We start from the raw sequence: 24471 nt of genomic DNA, 5'->3' as shown, positions 1-24471 counted from the left end.
GATCTTCTGAAAAATACGAGTTCTGGATACCGGTATATACCCCGCAGTAAGGGTGGGGAAAGATAATCACGGTTTTGAAATTGCGGGCCCGCTTGATAATGTCTTCCATCGGAAGCGTGGTGGAACTCATGATATCATTGCCCATATTGGGGATCACGTTGAGGTTGTAGAAGGTTTCAAGGTGATCCAGGTGATAAAAATAGATCAGAACGTGGGTCCCCTCCAAGGATGTCATCTCAATGCCCGGGATGCTAAAGATATCCCGTTGCTGGGCAATCTCAACGGCACCGCGGATTTCGTTGTGATCGGTTATGGCGATGCCGATACCCAGTTCGCGGGCTTTTTGGGCAATGGTCTCGACCGAATTATATCCGTCTGAATAGTGGGAATGAAAATGTGGATCCACTACAGTATGTTTTTCTGTTAGTTTGGTTAAATCAGGTCGTTCGAACTGAATTCGATGATGATCAATCATTTTTCCCCTTCTCTGCTCAATTGTCTCGTGTCGATTCGCTCAACGGTTTCAGGCGCACGATGTCAATATTCTCAGGAGAATCCAACTGAGATGGGAGCAACTGGTTTCACACATTTTTAGGATATTGTAAAAACGGAGAATGGTTATGAATGGCAGGCAATCTTATCGGGAGGTGCAGATCGCTCAGCTCTATTTAGCTCCATTACCGCTCAAAGATTCTCAATGATAATGTCAATATAACAAAACAAACGTCATTAATCAAATTCCAAATAACGCCATATTGTGTCCGTTAGCGGAGTTGCTTTTCTATTATATCGGCGCATAGCGTGTCAAACTTAACGCCGAAATTTTGCACAAAAAAAACGAACGCCTAACATAAGGGGCCGAATCATTAAGTCAAGGGGGAAGCGGGGCAGGGTAGGATCTATGCATAATCAATATAGAGCACCCCATTGAGATGATCGATTTCGTGTTCCAAAAGTGCCGCATAACTGTTCTGGGCGCCGATAATTTTTTCAGTATTTTCAAGGGTTTTATACTTGACCTGCACGTATTGGGAGCGTGTGATCAATTTATGACCATGTTGCGGCAGCGACAAACAAGATTCGCTGTTGGTATAAGCACCTTTCTTTTCGACTATTTCTGGATTGATCAGAATTTTGATTTCGCCGCGAAGACCGCATACAATCAATCGTTTTTGGATGCCGATCTGGGGGGCTGCCAGCCCTCTATAAAGGGAGCCCTCCAGTAAAAATGCGAAGGGCGCGTTGTATTGTAAAATGGCGATCATCGATTTTGCGAGGGTGTCGACGCTGTCTTCGATAACATCTATCGGTTGCGAAGGGCTACGCAAAACTGGGTGCGGAAATTCAACGATATCAATAATATCGTGTTTTTGTTTATAATGTTTTACAAATGAAAATGTTCCCGTGGTGCCGATCAATCCTGCTAAACCGAATTTTAGCCATTGCCTTCTAGTCCACATATTTTATTCTCACGGTTAGTTTCTGCCTTTACCGGCTTCACGGCGATACCAGCGGGCCAGTCGTTCAGGCGATATCCCCAGATAGTAGGCGATAATGATCATCTGATTGACCAGCCATGTTTTCAGAATTCCAAAATGTTGCCAGCGGCGGGGTGAAGTGGTGACGGCAGTGGGCAAGATGATGATTTTGCCCTTACGCCGCAAGCGGCGAACCAAAATGAAATCCTCCATGATCGGCAGGTCGGCAAAACCGCCGATGGTTTCAAAGACTGCCTTGTTCATGAAAAGGGCCTGATCGCCATAGGGCAGCTGAAAAAAGCGCGAGCGCAAATCAGCCGCGCGTTCAATGAAGCGAATACCCGCAGCGGGTGAGTCAATGGCCAGTCGGAAGGCGCCGGCCACCACCCCTTTTTGAGCGAGGGCCGCGACGATTTGATGATTAAAGCCTGCGGGCATGCGGGTGTCGGCGTGTAAAAAGATCAGCACCTCTCCGGTTGCCGCAGCAGCCCCGCTGTTCATCTGGTTGGCTTTGCCTGGCTGGGTTTTGATCACGTTGGCACCCTGTAATCTGGCCAGGTCAGCGGTCTTATCATTGCTGCCGCCGTCAACGACAATCACTTCCAGGTTATTGATTTCTTTGAGTTGGGAAAGGGTGCGCTCGATGGTATCGGCCTCATTTAGTGTCGGGATGATGATCGACAGTTTTGTCGACCGCGCCGCAGTCTTTTGGGTCTGATGCCAGACAGACAGATCTGCAGGTCGATCCACATCTGGCAAACGTTCCAGTTGAGTTAACGTCAGTCTCAAGCCGCTGGCAATCTGCAGGGTCTGAGCCAAAACCCTGTCGCTGCCCCAGTCAATTCCTTCAAACAGTTGACCATAGGCAATCGTCGCCAGAGAGTGGCTAAGGCCCACCAGATAATAGCCCCCATCCGAGGCCGGGCCTATGACCAGGTCATTTTGGTGCAACGCTTCAAAGGCCTGCCGAATAATTTGAGTTGAAATCCCTGGTATGTCACTGCCGACAATAACCACTGCCGCCGTATTTTCCTCGAAGGCCGAGGTGAAAGCCTCTTGCATGCGCTGGCCCAAATGCCCCTTGCCCTGCGGACGGTAAACCAGATTCGACCCCAACCAATCTTGCATCAAAGCCGCATCGCCACCTTCATGGCGGACTTCGATGCTTAGCCCATTTTGACCCTTTAGCGCTATTGCGGTAGTGATGATGCGCTCGGTCATCTGACGCTGCAGACGAGCGGCCCCCCGTGCGCCCAGGGCTGGGATTAAACGGGTTTTGGTTTTTCCGGGCTCGGGAAACCGAGTGAAGACAATCAAGCGTTCAGGCCGCGCTGCGGACATGGGGTTTCTCCTACCTGAACTCAGGTGGTGATGGTGCCGCCTCATGTAAAGCCCGAGCCGGCTGCACATGTGTAGCAATGATCAGCAGTAAAAATGGGGGTGCCCACTTCAGGCGGCCCTGCCATTTCGGAAACATGGATTTTCTTGCCGCGCGTAAAAAGGCCCCGTGCCAGGTTGAAGTCGCAGTCATACAAATAGCCATCCCAGGAAACCGAGACCTGACTGCGGCACATCAGTCCTTCGATCGCACAGGGATTAAATTGGGCAACCAGCTTGTTGAGGTAAGCATCATAGTTGCCTGTTTGGATCAACCACTGTTTGAACCGCCCCAGGGGGACATTGGCGAAATTAAACAGGTGGTTAAACCTCAACCCCCATTTTCGTTCCAGGATCTGATGATACCGTTTTTCGATTTGCTCCTGGCCGGGCGGCATATAAGCGCCGGTGGGATTGGAGACCAGGTTTAACTCCAGACCGGATGCAGCACGTCCGTAGCCCAAAGCGTTGAGCGCTTTCAGTACGGCAATGCTTTTTTCGAAAATGCCTTCTCCGCGCTGGGCATCTGTCTGGGACAGATTTAACGATGGAAAGGATGCCACGATGACGACCCGGTGCGCGATCAGCACCTTCAACAGGCGATTCATCTGTTCACTGAGGGCCGATAGATTAGAGCGCAGCATGATTCGCGGCGTTAAAGGTGACAGTTGTCGAATTAAATCTGGCAGCAACGGATTGAGTTCCGGCGCCCCACCGGTGATATCAATGGCTTCAAATCGGCATCGCCGCGCGTATGCGACGATCGCTTTTAGCGTCTGCGCGTCCATATTTTCTGTGCGGCCCGGCCCGGCATTCAGATGACAGTGACGGCAGAGCTGGTTGCACACCAGCCCCACATTGATCTGTAATGCTGCGGTCGTCCGGCGCACCAGCCTAAGATCGTGCCGGGCCAGTGTGGCCTTAAAGGGCACGATATCCGCAGCAGTGACCTGCGAGGATGCGTCGATGTCTTCTATGTGGGCTTTATCGAGCATTGGGCCTCTGCTACATTGATAATTTGTCTGCAATATTGCGCATCTGAACACCATGTACCAGGGAAGCGCCACCCCGGATCGCGGTGACGACATGGACCGCTTCGGTCATCTCAGCCAGATTAGATCCTTTCTCAAGGCAGGCCCGGGTGTAGGCATCGATGCAATAGGGGCACTGGACGGTATGGGCGACGGCCAGGGCAATCAGCGCTTTTTCGCGTTCGGTTAGCTCTCCATCAGCGAAAACAGCGTTGTAATAGTCAAAAAATTTGCGCGCCAACTCAGGCGCTTCTTTGCCGATGTCTTCAAACTTGGGAAGATCTTCCGGCTTGTAATAGGTGTCCATTTAATATGTCTCCTCTGTTTATTCTTCAATCGACTCCTCTATGTCGTCAATAGGTGGTGATCCTTACATATCAGGTGTCAGGTGTTCCGCCGAAGGCGGATTCAGGTGTCAAGGAACAAAGGACTAAAAATCAGAATTAAAAAATCAAGCGACCTTTGCAGGATTTGATTAACAAGGACCCAAAACCTACCACCGAAGGCCTGACACCTGACACCCGAAACCTGAAACCAGGGTTATCCCATGTGTGAAATGATTGCCTGACCGAACTCGGAGCATTTTAGTTGTTGGGCATCTTTGATCTGACGGGCCAGATCATAGGTAACCGTTTTGGCTTCAATGGTATCCTGCAGGGCATCGCGAACCAGGCGGGCAGCCTCGCGCCATCCCATATGAACCAGCATCATGACGCCTGAAAGGATTAAAGAGCTGGGGTTGACTTTATCCTGTCCCGCATATTTTGGAGCGGTGCCATGGGTGGCTTCAAAAACCGCGCAAAGATCGCCGATATTGGCGCCCGGTGCCATCCCCAATCCCCCTACCTGGGCAGCCAGGGCATCTGAAAGATAGTCACCGTTTAAGTTGGGTGTGGCAATAACGCCGAATTCATTGGGTCGCAGCAGAACCTGTTGAAAAAGCATGTCGGCGATTCTATCTTTGATTACCACTTTACCGTGCGGTTGCTTGCCCTGATAATCATCCCACAGCTCTTGTTCCGTGATCGTCAGGTCTTTGAATTTTTCGGCAGCGACCTCATAACCCCAATGGGCGAAAGCGCCTTCGGTAAATTTCATGATATTGCCTTTGTGCATCAGGGTTACACTGGTAAAGCCGTTGTCGAGGGCATACGCAATGGCTCTGGCCACCAGTCGTTTGGTGTTGGTCGCACTGATGGGCTTGATGCCAATGCCTGCATCGGTGGGCAAGGTGGTGCCCATTTGTTCGTTTAAAAACTGCCGTACTTTATCCGCATCCGGGCTGCCGGATTGATACTCGATACCCGCATACAGGTCTTCGGTATTTTCCCGAAAAATGACCATGTTAACGCTTTGCGGATCTTTGACCGGGCTGGGAACCGACTTTATATATTTCACCGGGCGCACACAGGCATAAAGATCGAGCGCCTGGCGGATCGTCACATTCAAGCTGCGAATGCCTTTGCCCACCGGGGTCGTCATGGGGCCTTTGATGGCCACCGCATATTTTTCAATATCGGCAAGGGTTTCGTCCGGCAGCCAGTTGCCGGTTTCCTTAAATGCTTTTTCACCCGCCAAAACCTCCAGCCATATAATTTTTTTGTTGCCATCATACACTTTTTCTACAGCTGCATCGATAACCAGACGCGTAGCCTGCCAGATTTCCGGCCCAATGCCGTCGCCTTCGATAAACGGAATTTGGGGTGTATCCGGAACATTCAGTGTGCCGTCCGGGTTTATGGCAATCCGATTTTCAGTTCCCATGTTTCAGCCTTTCTTCTTTTGGAACAGGGCGGCTCAGAGCCTGATTGTTTTTACAGAAGACTTTTACCACCCTTGCTGTGTCTATTGGGTTTACTCTATTAACCCAAAGAGTATATTTAAGGGCGAGTGATTGCCGAGGTTGCCGCAGCTACAAGGAAAATGTCGTTCCGCTATAGTTAAACTATGCGGGACGGCATTTGACACAGTAGATGCGGTGAGATCGGCAAGCCCCTTGGGGTTTCAAATTTAAAAAATATAAATTGATAATATTCATTTAATATAAGTACTCATAATATCTTTTTAAATTTGAAACACTCGCTTTACTCGGATAGTATTTTGCGTAGTACATACGGCAATATACCACCGTGTTTAAAATATGCCACATCGATATCGGTGTTCAATCGGGCGGTTACATTAAACTCAATTTTGCTACCATCCGGTTTAACCGCCTGAACGCCAAGGGTTTTAAGAGGCGCGATGTCTTCAATGCCGGTGATGGTGTAGGTCTCCGAGCCGTCGAGCCCCAGACTTTGCCAGCTGTCGCCATCATTGAAAGTCAATGGCAGCACGCCCATCCCCACCAGGTTGCTGCGGTGAATTCGTTCATATGATTCGGCAATGACCGCTTTGATGCCCAGCAGCTGGGATCCTTTAGCCGCCCAGTCCCGTGATGAGCCGGTGCCATACTCTTTACCGCCCAAAACCAGCTGAGGTTTATGTTCAGCCATGTATTGCATGGCAGCGTCATACACATACATCTCCTCGCTCTGCGGAAATTTTAACGTGAAACTGCCTTCTTTGGGATCCACCAATTTGTTTTTAATACGGATGTTGCCAAAGGTGCCGCGCATCATGACCTCGTGATTGCCCCGGCGGGATCCGTAGGAATTAAAATCTGCCGGTGCGACCTTTTTTTCAATTAAGTATTTGCCGGCTGGATATTCCGGCGGAATGGCACCGGCCGGAGAAATATGATCTGTGGTCAGCGAATCGCCTAAAATCAGCAAAATGCCCGCATTTTGAACATCCGCCGGTTGGGTGATATCCAGTGCAAACTCCTGAAAATAAGGCGGCTTGCGGATATAGGTGGATTGTTCCTGCCACTCAAAGGTGGTGCCTTCCGCAACCGGAAGCTGGCGCCAAAAATCATCGCCGTCAAATATGCAAGCGTATTCCTCTTTGAAATACTGCAGTTTAACATGTTTGTGGATAAGACTCTCGATTTCTTCAGCGGTCGGCCAGATATCTTTCAAATACACCGGTTGGCCATCAGCATCCTGGCCCAGCGGCTCGCTGGTCAGATCAATATCGATGCTGCCGGCGATAGCAAAAGCGACAACAAGCATCGGGGATGCCAGAAAATTGCCGCGTACCTGTTGATGAATGCGGGCTTCAAAATTGCGGTTGCCCGACAGCACTGCCGCTACAGTCAGGTCCTTGTCCTGGACAGCCTTGTCAATTTCAGGCGGTAGCGGCCCGCTGTTGCCGATACAGGTGGTGCAACCGAAACCGGCCAGGTAAAATCCCAGCTGTTCCAGGTAAGACAGCAACTGGGCGTCCTTTAAGTAATCGATGACAACTTTTGAGCCCGGCGCTAGTGAGGTCTTCACATAGGCAGGCACGCGCAACCCTTTTTCAACGGCCTTTTTGGCCACCAGTCCGGCGCCCAGCATGACAAACGGATTGGAGGTATTGGTACAGGATGTAATGGCTGCGATGACAATGTCGCCGTCGCAAAGCTCGATGGGCTCACCATTGACCACGATTTGGCAGGCCTTCTTCTTAGGCTTGCAGTCTTCTGGGCGCTTGGTCTTCGAACCGGATTCATCGTGGTATTTGGATATATGCTCAACATCGGCGTCACGCTCATATGTGCAGCCGAGCTGGGTGGCAAAACTCTGTTTTAAATCGCTGATGTTGATGCGATCCTGGGGTCGGGCTGGTCCGGCAACACAGGGCACCACCGTGGCCAGATTGAGTTCGACAATTTCGGAATATTCGGGCTCGTTGGCATCCGTGTAGAAAAGTCCCTGTTTTTTGGCGTAGGTTTCGACGATCTCGGCCCGGTCGGCCCGGTTGGTCATCTTCAGATAATCAATGGTTTTTTCATCGATGGGGAAAAAGCCCAAGGTGGCGCCGTATTCCGGGGTCATGTTGGCCAGTGTGGCGCGATCGGTAACGGTCAGATTTTTCATGCCGGAGCCGAAAAATTCAACGAATTTTTCAACCACGTTGTGCTGGCGAAGCAATTCGGTGACGGTCAATACCAGATCGGTTGCCGTCGTGCCGGCTGGTAATTCTCCGACCAGCTTGACCCCAACGACTTGCGGAATGGACATGTAGTACGGCTGCCCTAGCGTAACGGCTTCGGCCTCGATGCCGCCCACACCCCAGCCCATGACCCCGATGGCATTGATCATCGGGGTGTGTGAATCGGTGCCCACCAGGGTGTCCGGATAGGCCACCGTGCGGGTACCGGCTTTTTCGGTCATGACCACCCGCCCCAGATATTCCAGATTCACCTGGTGACAGATGCCTGAATTTGGCGGGACGACGTTGAAATTATCAAAGCTTTTCTGGGCCCACTTCAGCAGCGCGTAGCGTTCGGCATTGCGCTCATATTCTTTGGCGACATTCTGGGTAATGGCATCGGGGTTGCCGAAATAATCGACCTGCACCGAATGATCGACAATCAGATCCACTGGAACCAGCGGGTTGATCTTTTGCGGATTGCCGCCCAAATCTTTTACGGCATCACGCATAGCCGCCAGATCAACCACCGCTGGAACACCCGTAAAATCCTGCATCAGTACCCGCGCGGGATGATACGGAATTTCCACCGGTGTTTCATAGCTTTTTTGCCAGCCGGCGATATTTTTTAAATCTTGTTCCAGCACGACGTGGCCATCCAGCTTGCGCAACAGGTTTTCCACCAGGATTTTGATCGAATAGGGCAGGCGTTGAATATCGGCGATACCGTTTTTTTCCAGTCGCATAATGTCAAAAAAGTCGATCGACCCCGTTTTTGTCTCTAAATTTGCGCGATAATCGGTGTTGTCCATCAATGGCTCCTTTTCTTCAAAATTCATGGAGTACTGGAGTGTTGGAGTACTGGAGTACCGGAAAAGCAGAAATCAAGAAAGATCAGTAGATGAAAGTAATCATCACTCCATCACTCCAGTTTTTTGATTGCTTCAATCTTATATACATACTTGACCCAATCATCCCCGTAGTAATCTTCAGCCACGATGCGCAGGGGAAATCCGTGCTTAATCGGCAATTTTTCACCGTTTACTTGATAGGCCAAAAACACTTTATCCGATCCGACATCCTCAATCGGAAAGCGCTCTACTTTCTCATTGGGGCCTTCTGGCCCGTAAACGGTGATATGCGTCGTATCCTCCTGCATCTGGGCTAGATTTAATACCGTCATCAGAGATATCCCCTTCCATCTGCCATGGTTGACAAAGACACCGGGACAAATCAGCAAAACATTGCGTTCAATCGAGGGAAGCTTGATGATTTCCGAATAGGGAAGTCGGGTTGGTACGGCGACATTGCCGTCTATGATCAGGCGCCATGAAGGTAGGTGCACGGCATGGTTTTTCAACCCCATGGTTTCAAACGCTTCCAATGGAAGAACTTCCAGTTGGCTGGTATCCAGCGTAGCCGGATTTTTATTGCGCAATGTCGACAAGTCCGTATCGCGTGGAACGATAAACCGTTTGGTTTGAGCCCAAGCTCTTTGTAAAAAGGCCTTAATGGAGGTGGCCAACAGACCGAGGCCTGTTAGCACCTTGAGGGCCCATGTGATGAATTGGCGACGTGTTTTCATTTGCGTTTGTGTTGCAAATGCCGGATGTCATCTTCAGCTGCGACAATGACCTCGCTGGCTAAACCCAGGAATAGCCCATGTTCGACAATGCCAGCGCGTTCATTTAATTTGGCTGACAAAGCAGCAGGATCCGACATTTTACCAAAATTCGCATCGAGTATAAAGTTTTCTTGATCGGTTGTGTAAGGTTGCCCGTTTTCATCGCTACGCAGGCTGACTGTTGCTCCCAGCGATTGCAGAAAGTTGGATTCGGTCTGGGCGGCAAAGGGAATCACTTCTACCGGCAGAGCCCAATGGGTGCCCAGACATTCAGACAGTTTACTTTCATCGATGATGATAATATTTTTGCGGCTGGCCTGGGCAACCACTTTTTCACGCAGCAGCGCCCCGCCGCCGCCCTTGATCAAATTCAACTCCGGGTCGACCTCATCGGCCCCATCAATGGTGACATCGATCTCAGGCTGCTCGTCCAGGGTGGTTAAAGGGATATTGCGGTCCCGGGCCAGCTTTTCGGTACGGATGGAGGTGGGAATACCGACAATGTCTTTTAGAACACCGGATTTGATACGCTCTGCGATTCGAATCACGGCAAATGATGTCGTGCTGCCGGTACCCAGTCCCACGATCATGCCGGATTCTATTGATTCTACGGCGCGATGGGCGGCCTTTTGTTTTAGTTCGTCTTGTTTTTTTATAGCCATAGGCTAAATCCTTTGATCAAATCAAAGTTCGCTGGCTTTACCGTACATTAATGCCATGAAATACTGGAAGGCTGGAATATTGGGCTTGGCGGAACAGGATCTATTTTCATGGTCGCCTTGAAAAGTGACATCAGTGCAGCATCTGTTTTCCCTACCCAATGTTTCATTTTTCCATTATTCCAACTATGCCGCTTTCAGTTGCTTGCATTTTTCGGCAATGCTTTCCAACAGTTTGGCAAAGGGTTTGGCAAACGCCACGACACCGTCGTTCTGCAATTTCTGGGTGACGGCATCCAGATCGATACCCAGATCGGCCAACTGAGCTACCTGGCTTTGAGCCTCTGCAAGTCCCTGGGTGAGTGTTTCTGCGACCTGGCCATGGTCCATAAAACTGTCTAATGTAGCGGGCGGAAGGGTGTTGACCGTATCCGGCCCGATAAGCTCATCCACATAGAGATTGTCCGGATAGGCTGGATTTTTCGTGCTGGTGCTCGCCCACAGAACGCGTTGCATTTGCGCGCCTTTAGCGGCCAATTGCTGCCAGCGGGATTGCTGGATAATATGTTTGTATTCGGCGTAAGCCATCTTGGAGTTGGCCACTGCAATCTTGCCCTGTAGCGCTGAGTTGCCAATTTGCTCTAATGCCCTATCCACGGCCGTATCCACACGGCTGACAAAAAAAGAAGCCACCGAGGCCACCCGATCAACCGTATGCCCCCCTTTAACACTGGGGCCGGCGGTAGCCAGCTGTTCGAGACCGGCCTGGTATGCTTCGGCAACCCCCTTATAATTTTGCAGGCTAAAGATTAGGGTGACATTGACATTGACGCCGCAACCGATCAATTCAGTAATTGCCGGCAATCCTTCTTTTGTGGCCGGCACTTTGATCATCACATTGGGCCGGTTGACGGTTTCATAAAGCCGTTTGGCCTCGGCAACGGTTTTATCTGTTTCGTAGGCCAGCTCAGGGCTGACTTCCAGACTGACATAGCCGTCTTTGCCGTTGGTAACATCATACACACCGCGCAGCGTATCGGTGGCCAGGGTTATATCCTTTATCGCCAGGGCTTCATAAATTTGTTCGATTGAGCCATCGGTTTGGATCAGCTGCTTTAAATCATCATCATAGTCATTGCTGCCGGCAATGGCCTTTTCAAAAATCGCCGGATTGGAAGTCACCCCCCGCAAACCGGTATCGACCAGCCGCTTAAGCTTGCCGGAAGTTAACATCGAGCGTTGGATGTAGTCCAGCCATATGGATTGGCCCATTTTCTCAAGTTCGATCAGTTTTGACATACCGTTCTCCTTATCATCAGATTTTTGATCCAATCGAATCTATCTTTAAACGCATTCCAGCGCTTTTTCAACCACCCGATCGGCTGTCAGCCCGAATTTTTCAAACAATGTCTGCGCCGGTGCTGAGGCACCGAAATGGTCAAGGGCAACAATCCGTCCGGCGTCACCCACGTAGCGATGCCAGCCCTGGGGGCTGCCGGCTTCAATGGCAACCCTGGCTTTGACGGTCTGGGGCAACACCTGGTCGCAATACTCTGTTGATTGGACCTCAAACAATTCCCAGGACGGCATACTGACCACCCGGGTGGCCGGTCCTTTGGCATCTATCATTTCGGCAGCTTTGAGGGCTATATGCACTTCCGAGCCACTGGCGATCAAAATCACCTCCGGTTGTCCGTTTGCCGCCTCGCGCAACACATAACCTCCCCTGTGCAGACCCTCGGCGGACGCATATTGTCCATTGCGATCAAGGGTGGGAAGATTTTGGCGCGTCAGCGCCAGGGCTACCGGGCCATCACTGTGCTGAATGGCGGCCCGCCAAGCCTGGGTGGTTTCATTGGCATCACAGGGCCGGATTAGCATCAAGTTCGGTATGGCCCTTAATGCCGCCAGCTGCTCAATCGGCTGATGGGTGGGGCCGTCTTCTCCCAAACCGATGCTGTCATGGGTAAACACATAAATCACCTGTTGTTCTGTGAGGGCGGCCAGACGAATGGAAGGACGCATGTAGTCGGAAAAAATGAGAAAAGTGGCGCCATAAGGAATAAGGCCGCCATGCAGGGCCATGCCGTTTAAAATGCCGCCCATCCCATGTTCGCGCACACCAAAACGCAAGTTACGGCCGCCATAATTGTCGGCCTGAAAATCATCTTCCCCGTCAATTAAGGTTTTTGTGGATGGCGCCAGATCCGCCGAACCCCCAACAAGGTTAGCGATGGTGGGTGCAATGGCATTGAGCACCTTGCCGGAAGCGACCCGGGTCGCCATTCCTTTCTCATCGGGCTCAAACAGCGGAAGATCTTCTTCCCATCCTTTCGGAAGCTGGCCGTCTATCCAGCGCCGCAATTCAGCGGCGTCTTCTTTAAATTCGCTTTGATAAGCTTCAAAGGCATTTTGCCATCGGGATTCCAGCTTCTGACCGACTTCGATGGCCCGCCGGAAATGCGTCAAGGCGTCATCGGGAATCAAAAAACCTGGCTCCGGTGGCCAATCCAGATTTTTTTTGGTGCGCTGAACTTCCTCAGGTCCCAATGGCTCCCCATGGGCGCTGGCTGTATCCTGTTTGTTGGGGCTTCCATAGCCGATGTTTGTTCGCACTGAGATCAATGATGGCCGATCAGTTTCATTCTGGGCCTCGACAAGCGCCTGCTCCAATGCCGACAGATCGTTGCCGTCAGCCACGTATTGAACATGCCAGTCATAGGATTCGAAACGGCCGCTGCGATTCTCCGTAAAAGCAATATCGGTATGGCCTTCAATGGAGATTTGGTTGTCATCGTAGAAATAGATTAATTTGCCCAGACCCAAATGGCCAGCGAGCGAGGCAGCTTCATGCGAAATGCCTTCCATTAGATCACCGTCGCTGACGATGCCGTATGTAAAATGGTCGATAATTTGATGACCGGGTTCGTTAAAGCGCGCCGCTAGATACCGTTCGGCCAGAGCCATACCCACACCGTTGGCAAATCCCTGGCCTAAGGGGCCGGTGGTGGTCTCCACACCCGGTGTGATACCGTATTCCGGATGCCCGGGAGTTTTGCTGCCCCATTGGCGAAAATTCTGAATCTCTTCCAGCGGCAGGTCATAACCGCTCAGGTGCAGCAGACTGTAGATCAGCATCGAGCCATGACCGGCTGAGAGCACAAAGCGGTCCCGATTGGGCCAGGTGGGATCTTTTGGATTGTGGCGCAAAAAGCGCGTCCAGAGAACATAGGCCATGGCAGCCGCGCCCATGGGCATCCCGGGATGCCCGGAATTGGCTTTTTGCACCCCATCGACTGAAAGCATTCGAATTGTGTTGATACAGAGCTGGTCAAGTTCGCTCGACATTATCCCCCCTTTTCTTCCTATTCAAACGTCAACTGTTGTGGTTTTGCGCCTTCAAATCTTTAAGCATCTGATAAATTCGAATATCGAAGCACACCTGATTTTATTAAAATGGCCGAAACAAATACAAATTTTTCAAATTCCAGAATCAAAACCATGAAAATAATGTTTGTTAACGGCCGGAAGCGTTTTAAACATTTGAAATTAGGATTTAAAATTTATTTCGAGTTTCGGATGTCGAGTTTCAGCTCGTTTGACATATCAAGATGACTTTTCTGAGAGAGATTTTACTAGGTTTGCTTTAATTACTGTCCTAACTCTCTTCTTTTTTGATTTTTTTTAAGATTTTGGGGATAAAAAACGAAAATATAAACAAGCCGATGGAGAAAAACACCTTAAACGAAATCAGCTCCCCCCAGTTGCCCGAGGTCCAGACATCTTTTAGCGTACCGATGAAAAATGTGAAAATGAAAGTACCGACAATGATACCCAATCCGGTCCCCGCAACGTAATCCCAAAAGTGCACCTTGGTCAAGCCCATCCCGAAATTCATGGGCGTAAATGGAAAGTATACCAGCCGCAAGTATAACACGGTGGCAAAGCCGTTGCGTTCAATGCCGTCGTCATATTTTTTGAGTTTATCGCCAATCAGGGATGCTGCAAATTCTCTACCCAATGTCCGCCCGATAATAAAGGCCGCGGTGGCGCCGATCATGGCACCGATCCATACCCACACAAATCCCCAGTAGGCGCCAAAAATGGCCGCGCCCAGTCCGGTCAGTAAGGTGCCGGGTAAAAACAGGCAGATCCCGACAGCGTAGATAATGATAAATATGATCGGCCCCCAAAACCCGGTCATGTCCAGGTACTGACCCAACGCATCAGGAGTCAGATATTGTTTGATCGGCGTTAGGCGCACCATCAAAATGGCGCCGACAATAAATGCCACTAGTATCAGCGCTTTTACAAGCGCTTTTTTGCGGCTGTTAACCGTTGGTTGCATAACCTGTTCCATATCGAACTCTCCTCAGATGTCAAGATCAGTATCTCTGTTGCCAAATTTGTCATCAGTTTCTATTTGAGACTTTCAGTCTCATAGTGGTTTCAGTTATAACTAAAAAGTAGGTGTCAGGTGTCAGGAAACATAAGACTAAAATCTGAAAACAAAGAAAAAAAAGCGATCGCCATTGCTACTGGCTTACAAAGTTTTCAAACTGATTATCGAAGGCCTGAAACCTGACACCCGACACCTGAAACCTTCCTATGTAATGTGCTCGATCGCCTTCGGCCCCCTGGTTCCGGCCTCATAGAAGTGAAGCAGGTCGGCCTGATCATCACAGACCTCGCAGCGATCTAAGATGGGTGTCAAAAACTTCCAGCACAGCTCAACACCGTCCTGGCGCCAGAACAGCATCTGGTCACCAAGCATGCAATCGATCAGTGCTCTTGCATAGGCGTCCAGAACAGGACCGCTGGCGCTTTGTTGATAATTAAAGTCCATTGTAACGGTGCGCAGACAAACAGTGGCACCGGGGTTTTTAGTCTGAAACGTCAGGGTAATTTTTTCCTCAGGATAAATACCCAGAATAAGCCGGTTGGCTGCAATGGTTTCGCCCAAAGTATGGCGGAACATTGAATGCGGGACGCTTTTAAATTGAATGGCAATCTCGGTTAATTTTTGGTCCAGACGTTTACCTGAAGTCAGGTAAAAAGGTACTCCCTGCCAGCGCCAGTTATCCAGATGAACTTTCATCAGAGCAAAGGTCGGTGTTAACGAGTCGGCCGCTACGCCCGGCTCTTCGCGATAGGCGCGTACCGCCTGGCTGTCAACCGTACCGGCTAAATATTGACCGAGCACCAGGTTGTCCGTCAGACGATCGACTTGGAAGGGGCGCAAGGAGCGGAATACTTTAACTTTTTCATCTCTGACATGATCGGCTTCGAATCGGGAGGGCGGCTCCATGGCGGTCAACGCCAGCAGTTGCATCATATGGTTCTGAAACATGTCTCTTAAAACCCCGGATTGTTCATAATATCCGGCGCGATGCTCGACACCCAGCTCTTCAATGGCGGTGATGGCAATATAATCCACATAGCGTCGATTCCATATGGGCTCAAACAAGGAGTTTGCAAAGCGCAGCATCAATACATTTTGTACGGTTTCTTTGGCCAGGTAATGGTCGATTCTAAAAATCTGGTGTTCGGCAAAATCGCGGCTCAGGCTCTGATCCAAATCGACAGCGGTTTCCAGATCGGTACCAAAGGGTTTTTCCACCACGATCCGTGACCAGCCGTTGCCGATTTGATGCTCATCTGCCAGGCCGACCTTACCGATCAAATGGGCAGCCGATTTGTAGACCGACGGTGGCAGCGCCATATAAAAAATGCGGTTGCCGCGCGTGTTAAACTGTTGGTCCAGCTCCCTTAAAGCCTGGGCCATTTGGGTGAACGATTCCAGATGCGCGAAATCAGCGTAGCGATAATGGAGCGCCCGGGCAAAATCTGACCAGCGGGTTTCATCATAAACACCGGCTTTTTTCAAAGCCGCTTGCATGCTGTCTTTGAATTCCGCTTCGGCAATATCGATATGGCTGGTGCCCACAATTAAAAAGGGCTCCGGCAGGCCGGCATTCAAATACAAATTGAATAGCTGGGGCATCAGCTTGCGCGCGGTTAAATCGCCGGTGGCCCCCATTATGATGATGGTACAGGGTTCGCTGGGCTCCGGCATGACGCATTCCTGCGGCGCCAGGCCCAGATCCGGCGCGCTTACCGTTGCCATGGTTTTTTCGACACTATCGGTATCAGCGGTCTTAGTGTCCATATTAATCTCTCCTAAATTAACCCTTAATTTACATTGTCGTCCAATTCAGAATCAAAAGAATTCGATACTTACCATTCAACCTGAGCTTATTCTTTTTTGGAAACCACCGCATGTCCACCAAACTCCCGCCGCAGGGCTGCCAAGACGCGCTCGGTAAAAGGATCCTGCTGTCGTGAGCGGAAGCGTCGCATCAGTGAAAGGGTAATCACTTCTGCCGGGACTGCGGTATCAATTGCCTGCTGCACCGTCCAGCGCCCTTCGCCGGAGTCCTGGACATAGCCGGTGATGTCGGTCAATTCGGCGTTTTTATTGAAGGCATCTTCGGCCAGCTCCAGCAGCCAGGAGCGAATCACGCTGCCCTGGTTCCACAGATGGGCAATTTGGGCGTAATCAAAGGATTCGGCAAACTCGGAGGCATCCAGAATTTCAAATCCTTCGCCATAGGCCTGCATTAAACCGTATTCGATTCCATTGTGGACCATTTTGACAAAATGGCCCGCCCCGCTTTTACCGCAATACAGATAACCGTCTTTGGGGGCCAGGGTTTCAAAGATGGGCTCAAGAAGGTGAAAAATAGCTTCATCACCGCCCATCATCATGCAGTAGCCCGCCTCCAAACCCCAGATGCCGCCGCTGACACCGACATCCATATAGTGAATGCCCGCTTCCTGAAGCATATCGTAGCGGCGCCGATCATCCTTATAATAGGAGTTGCCGCCGTCAATGATGATGTCTTTTGGGCTCAGCAATTCTTTTAAGCCGTTGATGGTCTCTTCTACCGGCTTGCCGGCCGGCAGCATGATCCAGACAATGCGGGGTCCTGAAAGCATTTCGACAACCTGCTGCAGCGAATTTGCCCCGCTGGCGCCTTCAGCGCTGATTTGTTGAACCGCCTCCTCGGACAAATCATAGGCGACGATCTCATGATGACCCTGCATCAGTCGTTTGGCCATATTCATCCCCATTTTCCCCAAGCCGATCATTGCGAGTTTCATGCTTCTGCCCCCCTTTCTTTTTCAACCAAAAGCGTTTTGGCCCCCAGTAGGGCAGCTCCGGCCACCACAGTTAACCCACCGGCGCCACCGCCGATGATCCCAATATCACACTCAAAAGTTGGCATTTCGTTCCCTCAATCTTTCCCTTGCCAAATCGTGCAAACAAAGCAAGATGGACTCAACTGGTAATTTTGCTGGAGTATTGGAGTAATGGGATTGATTTGGTGAAATTTGTAAGTATTTTATCACACTCCAATACTCCAGTGTGTTTCACCACTCCAATACTCCATTACTCCGAGTTTTTAACCCTCGACATCATTCAGCGACCAATCATAGTGCATGTATTTCACCTGAATGTTGTCTTTTTGGCGGGTTAATTTTTCTTTTAAATCACCTTCGGCATATTGTAGGTAAAATCCCAGAGCGTCTTCATTAAAGTCTTCCGAAAACCACTTGAAAATCCGGCTGACATACAGGGTATTGCCCTCCAGTCGATGGCTGTTGGCGTCATTAATAAATGAACGGGTTGAATCGTCTAATTGCTGATCAAGGATATCAGCCAGATAGGGTTCCGGTCTGAGCGGCGGGCAGCTGACAGCCGAACAATTAATGGCAAAATGGACACGGGGATCCTTATAGCGCGGTCTGAGGATATCATGCTCAACATGATCAAGCGTAATGACATTACCGTTGACGCGCACCCATTTCTTTTGCCAAGGGCTTTGAAAAATTGAACCAAAGTCTTTAATTGACTCGACTCCCGGATAGCCACTTAAAATCAGCTTTATCGTCCAGGCATTGTATGCATTAATGTAGTAGGCATACTGTTCTCTGCGGGGTAGCTTTTCCGGATCCGTGTTTTCAAGCATTTTTAAATACTGATCCAAGCGCTCTTCTTCTTTCTTAAAACCGGCATAGTCCACACCACCCGGCTTGACGTACTTGCCAAGCAGTTTGGCCCAAATTTCATGATTCACGGTCGAAGCTTGGCCCGGTGTGGCTGACCCAAGCGTTCCGACTACAAGCGATAGATTTATTATGAGAGCAAGCCCCAAATAGCGCTGATTCATTTTAAAAATCCTTTCCAGTCAATTCAATTTTATTAAATGCCCGATTTTATCATCGAGGCTACCATTCAAAGTCTGCTCTTGGTCGAACGACAGTCTTGAAACTTACAAATTACAATAAGGGTTGAACCACCTTAGTCAAGAAACTGCCGGACACTGTAAAGTCCTTCGTATTATGATGTAAAAACCATCTCTTAAGCGTGTTGATTTCATTTGAAAAAGTCTTATGTTTGGGCAACTCAAAACATTCTGCAATTCACAAAAACACATCTCACATCGAAAGGAGATTAAAATGGAGGAACGTAGCGCAGCCGTTACCCTGCATGGTAACCCGCTCACACTGATTGGAACGGTGCTCAACGTGGGAGATGCGGCTCCCGATTTAGAAGTTCTGGATAACGATTTAAATGCAGTTAAACTTTCGTCATTTAGAGGTAAGATATGTGTCATCTCGGCAGTGCCGTCCTTGGACACGCCGACATGTGATATGGAAACCCGCCGTTTTAACGAAACAGCCGGTCAACTGGGTGATGATGTCGTTATTTTAACGGTCAGCACGGATCTTCCTTTTGCCCAGAAGCGCTGGTGTGGTTCCGCCGGTGTCGATAAGGTCATCACCCTCTCAGATCACCGCGATGCTGTCTTTGGCAGCGCTTTCGGCGTGTTGATCAAAGAACTGCGCCTGCTGGCAAGGTCAATTTTCGTTGTGGACCGCGATGGCATCATTCAGTATATCCAGCATGTTAAGGAGCTCTCCGAAGAGCCGGATTATGATGCGGTCATCGAGGCCGTCAAAAAAATCGGCTAAATGTTGGGATAAAAGCCGCAAAAATACATTTGAAATGATGCTTTTGCCGCTGCAAAGTCACCGTTTATGAGCACCATAATCTAATCGACTATTTGATGTTTCCTCGGTGAAATCCATGAAGAACGGTCATTGCAACCCGTTTAATTTGCTGATATAGTCATCCAAAACCCATTATGTCTCAACAGCATTTGTTCAAGCGGCTTCAACGCCTTTTACCTGGTTATTTCGTTATCAACATGCAAAAGAAAGCGGTAGGCAATGTTGTTTGTGACATTTGCAGCGATTTTAATGTGTCTTTTGTTGTTACTGATACCCATTTCAATCAATTTAACGCTAAGAAAGAAGGGCACATTCGATTTCAATCGGGAAATGGCCAAAAGGCATTATCCAAGCTTATTTCATGGCGATCGAGCGGATAACATTTCGTAGACAATCGTTTTGGATGTAGAATTATTGGAAGCTTTTTGCGGTTTACACTTGTCTCCTTCTTTTATCTTCATCATAAAGCTATGAGCCATCGGAAATCTGAACCCGCCAGTATCGATAATCCTGAATCATGGGTCGATAGTTACGGCGATTTCCTTTATCGTTTTGCACTCTCGAGGGTTAAAGATCCCTCCGTTGCGGAGGATCTGGTTCAAGAGACTTTCCTGGCGGCCCTGCGTGCCCGAGAAAACTTCAAGGGTGAGTCCGCCGGCAGAACCTGGCTGATTGCCATACTTAAGCATAAAATTGTCGATCATATCCGCAAAAAAATTCGGGAACCGTCTACAGATAAGATCGAAGCCCTGACAGACAAGTCTGACCCGGACTTCGACGAGCGCGGGCACTGGCAGATACTGCCAGGCAAGTGGGCGGTGAATCCGGGAAAGCTATATGAACAAAAAGAATTTATAGATGTTCTTTATCATTGTTTGGCGGAACTGCCAGAACGTTTGGCCGATGCGTTTATCAAGCGTGAGATGGATGGCCTCAGTACAGATGATATTTGTAAGGAGCTGGGAATAACTGCGACGAATAGCTGGGTTATGCTATATCGTGCCCGTATGTCTCTGCGGCGCTGCCTCGAAAACAAGTGGCTCAACCCTGGGTCTTAAAGGAGTAAATCTGTGCGCTGGATGTATGACTGCAAGGAAGTTTCTGAAATGATTTCAGAATCCATGGATCGGGCTTTGCCTATTTATCAGCGTGTGCTGATGCGCATGCACCTTCTGATGTGCAAATACTGTGCTAGGTGCAGAGAGCATTTTAAAACGCTCAGGGCTGCCAGTCGTTATGAGGAACTGCACGGAAAAGAACTAGATGATTCCCGTGCACTTTCCAGTGATGGCAAAGAAAGGCTTAAAGAATTTTTAAAGAACCATTTAACCGGTACCCAGTAATATGGCTTGGACCATTAAACTACTTCGATGATCAACTATCGCTTGACAAAAGAAACGGTGCCTGTAAATTGTAAAATTAGGTTCAGGATAAAACTCTAAAATATTAAACCCTTAAAGTCGCCCGCCACCTGCGGGACGGCAAATCGATTCATTGACAAAGGCTTTACAAAGTGGTCGATAAAGTAGATGCCCGTACAATCAAAGATCGAGGCGGAAGGCGCTCACTGCCGGATCGCCGTCAATTTACTTCTTCCGAACATTTCCCCGAGAGGCGCTTTTTGCGCCATCGTCGCAGTGGCTCAGATCGAAGAAGCTTGCAGAGTCTCAAGCTGCGCAAAAAAAGAGAGCGTCGTAAGGCGTTTAGAGAAAAGTATTCTAACTAGAAGCAATCTCAAAAATGCATCTAATCCGCCGAAGGCGGATCCTTGGCCGATATCTGCTATTTTTGAAATTGCTTCTAGATGGCGTTTCTTTGATAGATTTTCGACAATGCAAAGCCCATGGCGTTAACCTCACACGATTAGCGGCATGGGCTTTGTGGTGTGGTGTTATCAGTGTTTCTGTTTGACCCCATCTTGTAGCGATTCGGGCAAATTCCCGTTTCCGCCAATAATCCGTTCAATTTCACTGGTAATGCTTAGACGATGAACCAATTTTTCAAGGGCTTCGGCGGTCTTTTGCAATCGGCTGTTGGTGTGTGTCATCTCCAAAAACCGCTGTTTTTCACGGTAACTGAAACCATCGCAGGCCGCGGCCAGAAAGGATACTGATTTCGTATCCAGCTGATCGCTGAACTCACCATCGGTGTATTGACCGGTCATGGCGTTAATTTGTCTGAGCAGCTGAATACAGGTGTGGGCCATTTTTTGCGCTGATTCTGAATGTTGCTGCGGCTGATCATCAAAGAATTCAACGCTTGCCTCTAAATATGGCTTTTTGTCATACAATTCTTTGATGCTGAAACGGTTCTCACCTCTGGTAATAATGTCTAAACGGCCATCATCATAGCGTTTCAGTATTTTGATGATGCGCGCGGTACACCCCTTGGTTTCGAATTGTTTGCCGCTAAAATACACAATACCAAAAGCCCTATTGCTTGCCAGGCATTCTTTGGTCATCTGCTTATAACGATCCTCAAAAATGTGCAGGGGTAAAGACATCTGGGGCAACAACACCAGGCCCAGCGGGAATATGGGTATAACGGTTTCTGTTTGCATACGCATAAGCTCCAACAATACTTAATAGCACGGCCCCCTCTTCGAACAGTTCAACAGGCAAGCCTTACGTGAAATTGTCAATGATTTAAAGTTAGGGTCTAAGATTCAACAGTCAACATCGAGCCGGGCAAAGTATTTTACTGGCATCGGTAACACATTGAATTTTTTTGGGGGGGTGGTATCAAATGATCGGCAATGTTGCTCAAATGCTGGGCGCTTCCATAAAAAATTAAGGCAGAGCCTCTAAAGGCTCTGCCTTACGTGGGTCAGGGGCACACCTTTTTTGTTAAGGTGTGAGAAGGTCAGGGATATCGCTCTGGTCGTTGCCGCCTTGAATAAGACGCAGTCTTCCGATGGCTGCACTGCGGTTTATTTTGCGGTCAAATTCAATACCAATTCCGTAATCATATAAAACCACCGCATCGAATATTTCTTTGCACCACCTTACTGCTGCATAATAACTATCGGCGGCCAGACTGTGTTGAGCTCTTTCGATGTCGACTCGAACACAGGTGCCAGGCTTAAACACTGCATCGGACTCAAAGTAAATGCCGCCGCGGCTGTAGTTGTACATTCTACCGTATGCATAGGTTCCATTATCGCAATCTTTAATGATCAAAGGGGCCTCATGCTCAAAGCGCTTACTGAATCTTTGGTCTGCGGCAGATGGATGCCCTTTGGATGTTTGCGGGTTGTTGGTGATAAATATTATTTTTTCAATGGCCATAGTATCCCATATATTGTGCTGGTTTGGGTCACTTCTTTTGATGTCTTCGCTATTTTCGAAAAATATCGCGGCGCTCGATGCAGGTCCCGTCCCAGCAGCTGTTTTCGCTTCTGCGACTCGGGATTCTGCGTCTTGCCAGTCCGCTTCTGCGGTCAAAGCCTTTTCTGCGGTCACGGCCGGACCTTCTTTCCACACCCCGATAGGGTTGATGCTTCTGCCGCCTGTCATTGCCTGATCGCGTCCCGCCTCTATCTCTTATTTTTACCTCTCCCCCTTTTATGCCCAATGCTCTTTACCCTCCTTTTTCTATCCGCAGCCGCTAAAATGCGAATCGATAAAATATTTGCGACGCTCAAGGCGTGTTGGTTATCGATTTGGTGCAGCCCGCAGTAGCGTTCGGGTTTTATAAAAGCCTGGTATGCCTCCAACGCCTATCTTTAGATAGCAAGCTTTATGCCAAGGGATATGCAAACGGGAAGGCAGGTATCATGGGAGTTTGGCGTAAGAACGTTTAAAGTTGGTGCTTTTACGTACTAGATCTTATGAAACGGATTCCTGATTTGTGTGAATTTTATTTCACATTTCTTCAAATTGAGAGGCGGTACATAGCGGGTTTGAACGCGGCTTTATAAGGATAATGTCTGATTTTAATTTTTCAGGCAACGGGCTAACCCACCAAAGGCGGACAAGCGGGCAACGGGCTTAACCTGGTGTGATATGACCTATAAGATGGGTGATACCACTAAATCCAGGATAATGCTCCTGAGGTCCATCATAGCTGATATTAAAGGTTTCTTTCCTTCTTAATCTGCCGATGCAGCTGCTCAAAGTCCCTTGGTCCCTGATGTGCGATGCGACGGCTGATGGATATCACATTTGCCGGGCACTGAATGGCACACACGCCACATCCAATGCACCAATCCGGGTCCACCAGGGGTTTGTCATCAACCATTTGGACCGCATCCACCGGGCAAATCTCAGCGCAGGCACCGCAGCCAATACATTCATCGAGTTCGGTTTCACGTATAAAATAGACGGCCATTAACTGGTCGCGCGGTATTTTACGCCGCCGAAGAATACCGACATTCCAACAATAGTGGCCACAGCAATTGCAGGTATGTTTTATCTGCCCCTGGGTATTGTCCACCATATGCACCAGCCCTTCTTTTTCACTGTTTGCCATTATCTGATGGGCTTCATCTTTTGAAATTTCGCGGGCCAGACCTTTATCGATAACAAATTCCGCCATCTCATCATACTTGACGCACACTTCGAGACTATGGGGGCAATCCGTGCGACCCAGAATTTTGGCCGACATACGGCAAGGACAATGGGCGACGGCTATTTTGGTGGCGGCCTCAACGATGGGGCCGATCTGTTCATTCGGCATCACGCCCTGCATCGGTATCTCGATGCTGCTGTTGGCTGGACTGTATTTAAACGATTTGGTGCGGACGCCACCATAAATTTTGTGTGTGGTCGGTACGGTAAAATATTTGAGTACCAGCTTGGCCATTTTTTTGGTCGTCTCATCCTGTATGCCTTTCCAGAAAAATGTCTGGGGCAACCCGTAACCGACTTGCAGCAGTGCATATCCAATGGGGCCGTCAGCGGTGGGTGCCGTATAGAGCATATTGCGTCCGGCCATGGAGTCCAAGGCTTTCGCTACCTCTGGTACGGGAAGATCCGCACGCTCGGCGATCTTTTCCAGACTCACCACCTGCAGCGGCTCCAGGTCATTGGGGATGGCCAGGGCGACCTGGGCTTCTGCCGGGCTAAACATCTCCTTTAGCAAATCAAGGAGCTCTTCGGTGTACGGGTAACCCATAATCAGGCTTTCCAGGTGTTTGGCCAGACGAATGTAGAGATCATCCATGCGGGGGGCTCCTTTTCGCAAATACAGCTATTTTTCCTTTTCTCGGT

Annotated in this window: 22 protein-coding genes; 3 read left to right on the top strand and 19 right to left on the bottom strand. The window is 49.3% G+C overall.

Annotated elements, in window-relative coordinates; all coding sequences use genetic code 11:
• From QNJ26_18340 to QNJ26_18265, 16 genes are all read right to left on the bottom strand, one after another.
• On the bottom strand, nucleotides 1–475 hold a 475-nt coding region (locus QNJ26_18340), incomplete at its 3' end, for a PHP domain-containing protein (protein ID MDJ0987506.1).
• A gap of 424 nt (nucleotides 476–899) precedes the next feature.
• Nucleotides 900–1460 (bottom strand): peptide deformylase, encoded by a 561-nt coding sequence (gene def, locus QNJ26_18335; protein ID MDJ0987505.1) that lies wholly within the window; start codon nucleotides 1458–1460, stop codon nucleotides 900–902.
• A gap of 15 nt (nucleotides 1461–1475) precedes the next feature.
• Entirely contained in the window at nucleotides 1476–2819 is a 1344-nt protein-coding gene (locus QNJ26_18330) for a TIGR04283 family arsenosugar biosynthesis glycosyltransferase (protein ID MDJ0987504.1), read from the bottom strand.
• 41 nt (nucleotides 2820–2860) lie between these two features.
• Nucleotides 2861–3850 carry an arsenosugar biosynthesis radical SAM protein ArsS gene (gene arsS / locus QNJ26_18325; GenBank protein ID MDJ0987503.1) on the bottom strand — a complete coding sequence of 330 codons (990 nt, stop codon included), beginning with the start codon at nucleotides 3848–3850 and terminating at the stop codon, nucleotides 2861–2863.
• A gap of 10 nt (nucleotides 3851–3860) precedes the next feature.
• Complete coding sequence (locus QNJ26_18320; protein MDJ0987502.1) at nucleotides 3861–4193, bottom strand: arsenosugar biosynthesis-associated peroxidase-like protein; 333 nt, start codon at nucleotides 4191–4193, stop codon at nucleotides 3861–3863.
• A 233-nt stretch (nucleotides 4194–4426) separates the two neighbouring features.
• Nucleotides 4427–5650 (bottom strand): isocitrate dehydrogenase (NADP(+)), encoded by a 1224-nt coding sequence (gene icd, locus QNJ26_18315; protein MDJ0987501.1) that lies wholly within the window; start codon nucleotides 5648–5650, stop codon nucleotides 4427–4429.
• Between the two features lie 320 nt (nucleotides 5651–5970).
• The gene (gene acnA / locus QNJ26_18310; GenBank protein MDJ0987500.1) at nucleotides 5971–8712 is read right to left on the bottom strand and encodes an aconitate hydratase AcnA; all 2742 of its coding nucleotides are present in this window, start codon (nucleotides 8710–8712) and stop codon (nucleotides 5971–5973) included.
• 110 nt (nucleotides 8713–8822) lie between these two features.
• Nucleotides 8823–9485, bottom strand: a complete 663-nt coding sequence (locus QNJ26_18305) for a molybdopterin-dependent oxidoreductase (protein MDJ0987499.1) — start codon at nucleotides 9483–9485, stop codon at nucleotides 8823–8825.
• Nucleotides 9482–10186: a ribose-5-phosphate isomerase RpiA gene (gene rpiA, locus QNJ26_18300; GenBank protein MDJ0987498.1), complete on the bottom strand. Its 705-nt coding sequence runs from the start codon at nucleotides 10184–10186 to the stop codon at nucleotides 9482–9484. The genes QNJ26_18305 and rpiA overlap by 4 nt, the downstream gene beginning before the upstream one ends.
• Nucleotides 10187–10369: 183 nt before the next feature.
• On the bottom strand, nucleotides 10370–11482 hold the full coding sequence (tal, locus tag QNJ26_18295; protein ID MDJ0987497.1) for a transaldolase: 1113 nt from the start codon (nucleotides 11480–11482) through the stop codon (nucleotides 10370–10372).
• 45 nt (nucleotides 11483–11527) lie between these two features.
• On the bottom strand, nucleotides 11528–13531 hold the full coding sequence (tkt, locus tag QNJ26_18290) for a transketolase (GenBank protein ID MDJ0987496.1): 2004 nt from the start codon (nucleotides 13529–13531) through the stop codon (nucleotides 11528–11530).
• 310 nt (nucleotides 13532–13841) lie between these two features.
• Entirely contained in the window at nucleotides 13842–14543 is a 702-nt protein-coding gene (locus QNJ26_18285; protein MDJ0987495.1) for a TVP38/TMEM64 family protein, read from the bottom strand.
• 246 nt (nucleotides 14544–14789) lie between these two features.
• On the bottom strand, nucleotides 14790–16352 hold the full coding sequence (gene zwf, locus QNJ26_18280) for a glucose-6-phosphate dehydrogenase (GenBank protein MDJ0987494.1): 1563 nt from the start codon (nucleotides 16350–16352) through the stop codon (nucleotides 14790–14792).
• A gap of 86 nt (nucleotides 16353–16438) precedes the next feature.
• Nucleotides 16439–17347, bottom strand: a complete 909-nt coding sequence (gene gnd / locus QNJ26_18275; protein ID MDJ0987493.1) for a decarboxylating 6-phosphogluconate dehydrogenase — start codon at nucleotides 17345–17347, stop codon at nucleotides 16439–16441.
• Nucleotides 17344–17472, bottom strand: coding sequence for a hypothetical protein (locus QNJ26_18270; GenBank protein MDJ0987492.1), 129 nt, complete (start codon nucleotides 17470–17472; stop codon nucleotides 17344–17346). The genes gnd and QNJ26_18270 overlap by 4 nt, the downstream gene beginning before the upstream one ends.
• Nucleotides 17473–17649: 177 nt before the next feature.
• Entirely contained in the window at nucleotides 17650–18417 is a 768-nt protein-coding gene (locus QNJ26_18265; protein MDJ0987491.1) for a DUF547 domain-containing protein, read from the bottom strand.
• Between the two features lie 289 nt (nucleotides 18418–18706).
• On the opposite strand from QNJ26_18265, the gene tpx reads away from it, so the two are divergent.
• The 3 genes from tpx to QNJ26_18250 all read left to right on the top strand — a co-directional run bounded on the left by tpx (nucleotide 18707) and on the right by QNJ26_18250 (nucleotide 20604).
• On the top strand, nucleotides 18707–19222 hold the full coding sequence (gene tpx / locus QNJ26_18260; GenBank protein MDJ0987490.1) for a thiol peroxidase: 516 nt from the start codon (nucleotides 18707–18709) through the stop codon (nucleotides 19220–19222).
• A 509-nt stretch (nucleotides 19223–19731) separates the two neighbouring features.
• Nucleotides 19732–20319 carry a sigma-70 family RNA polymerase sigma factor gene (locus QNJ26_18255; GenBank protein MDJ0987489.1) on the top strand — a complete coding sequence of 196 codons (588 nt, stop codon included), beginning with the start codon at nucleotides 19732–19734 and terminating at the stop codon, nucleotides 20317–20319.
• 48 nt (nucleotides 20320–20367) lie between these two features.
• Nucleotides 20368–20604, top strand: coding sequence for a hypothetical protein (locus tag QNJ26_18250; GenBank protein ID MDJ0987488.1), 237 nt, complete (start codon nucleotides 20368–20370; stop codon nucleotides 20602–20604).
• A gap of 551 nt (nucleotides 20605–21155) precedes the next feature.
• On the opposite strand, the gene QNJ26_18245 is transcribed toward QNJ26_18250, so the two are convergent.
• The 3 genes from QNJ26_18245 to QNJ26_18235 all read right to left on the bottom strand — a co-directional run bounded on the left by QNJ26_18245 (nucleotide 21156) and on the right by QNJ26_18235 (nucleotide 24424).
• Nucleotides 21156–21821: an LON peptidase substrate-binding domain-containing protein gene (locus QNJ26_18245; GenBank protein ID MDJ0987487.1), complete on the bottom strand. Its 666-nt coding sequence runs from the start codon at nucleotides 21819–21821 to the stop codon at nucleotides 21156–21158.
• Between the two features lie 286 nt (nucleotides 21822–22107).
• Entirely contained in the window at nucleotides 22108–22776 is a 669-nt protein-coding gene (locus QNJ26_18240; protein MDJ0987486.1) for a PilZ domain-containing protein, read from the bottom strand.
• A 556-nt stretch (nucleotides 22777–23332) separates the two neighbouring features.
• Nucleotides 23333–24424 carry a 4Fe-4S binding protein gene (locus QNJ26_18235; protein ID MDJ0987485.1) on the bottom strand — a complete coding sequence of 364 codons (1092 nt, stop codon included), beginning with the start codon at nucleotides 24422–24424 and terminating at the stop codon, nucleotides 23333–23335.
• Nucleotides 24425–24471 lie beyond the last annotated feature (47 nt).

Source organism: Desulfobacterales bacterium (assembly GCA_030066985.1).
Classification (GTDB): domain Bacteria; phylum Desulfobacterota; class Desulfobacteria; order Desulfobacterales; family JAHEIW01; genus JAHEIW01.
The sequence above is the reverse complement of the archived record's forward strand: the minus strand, read 5'-3'. Positions and strand labels throughout refer to the sequence as shown.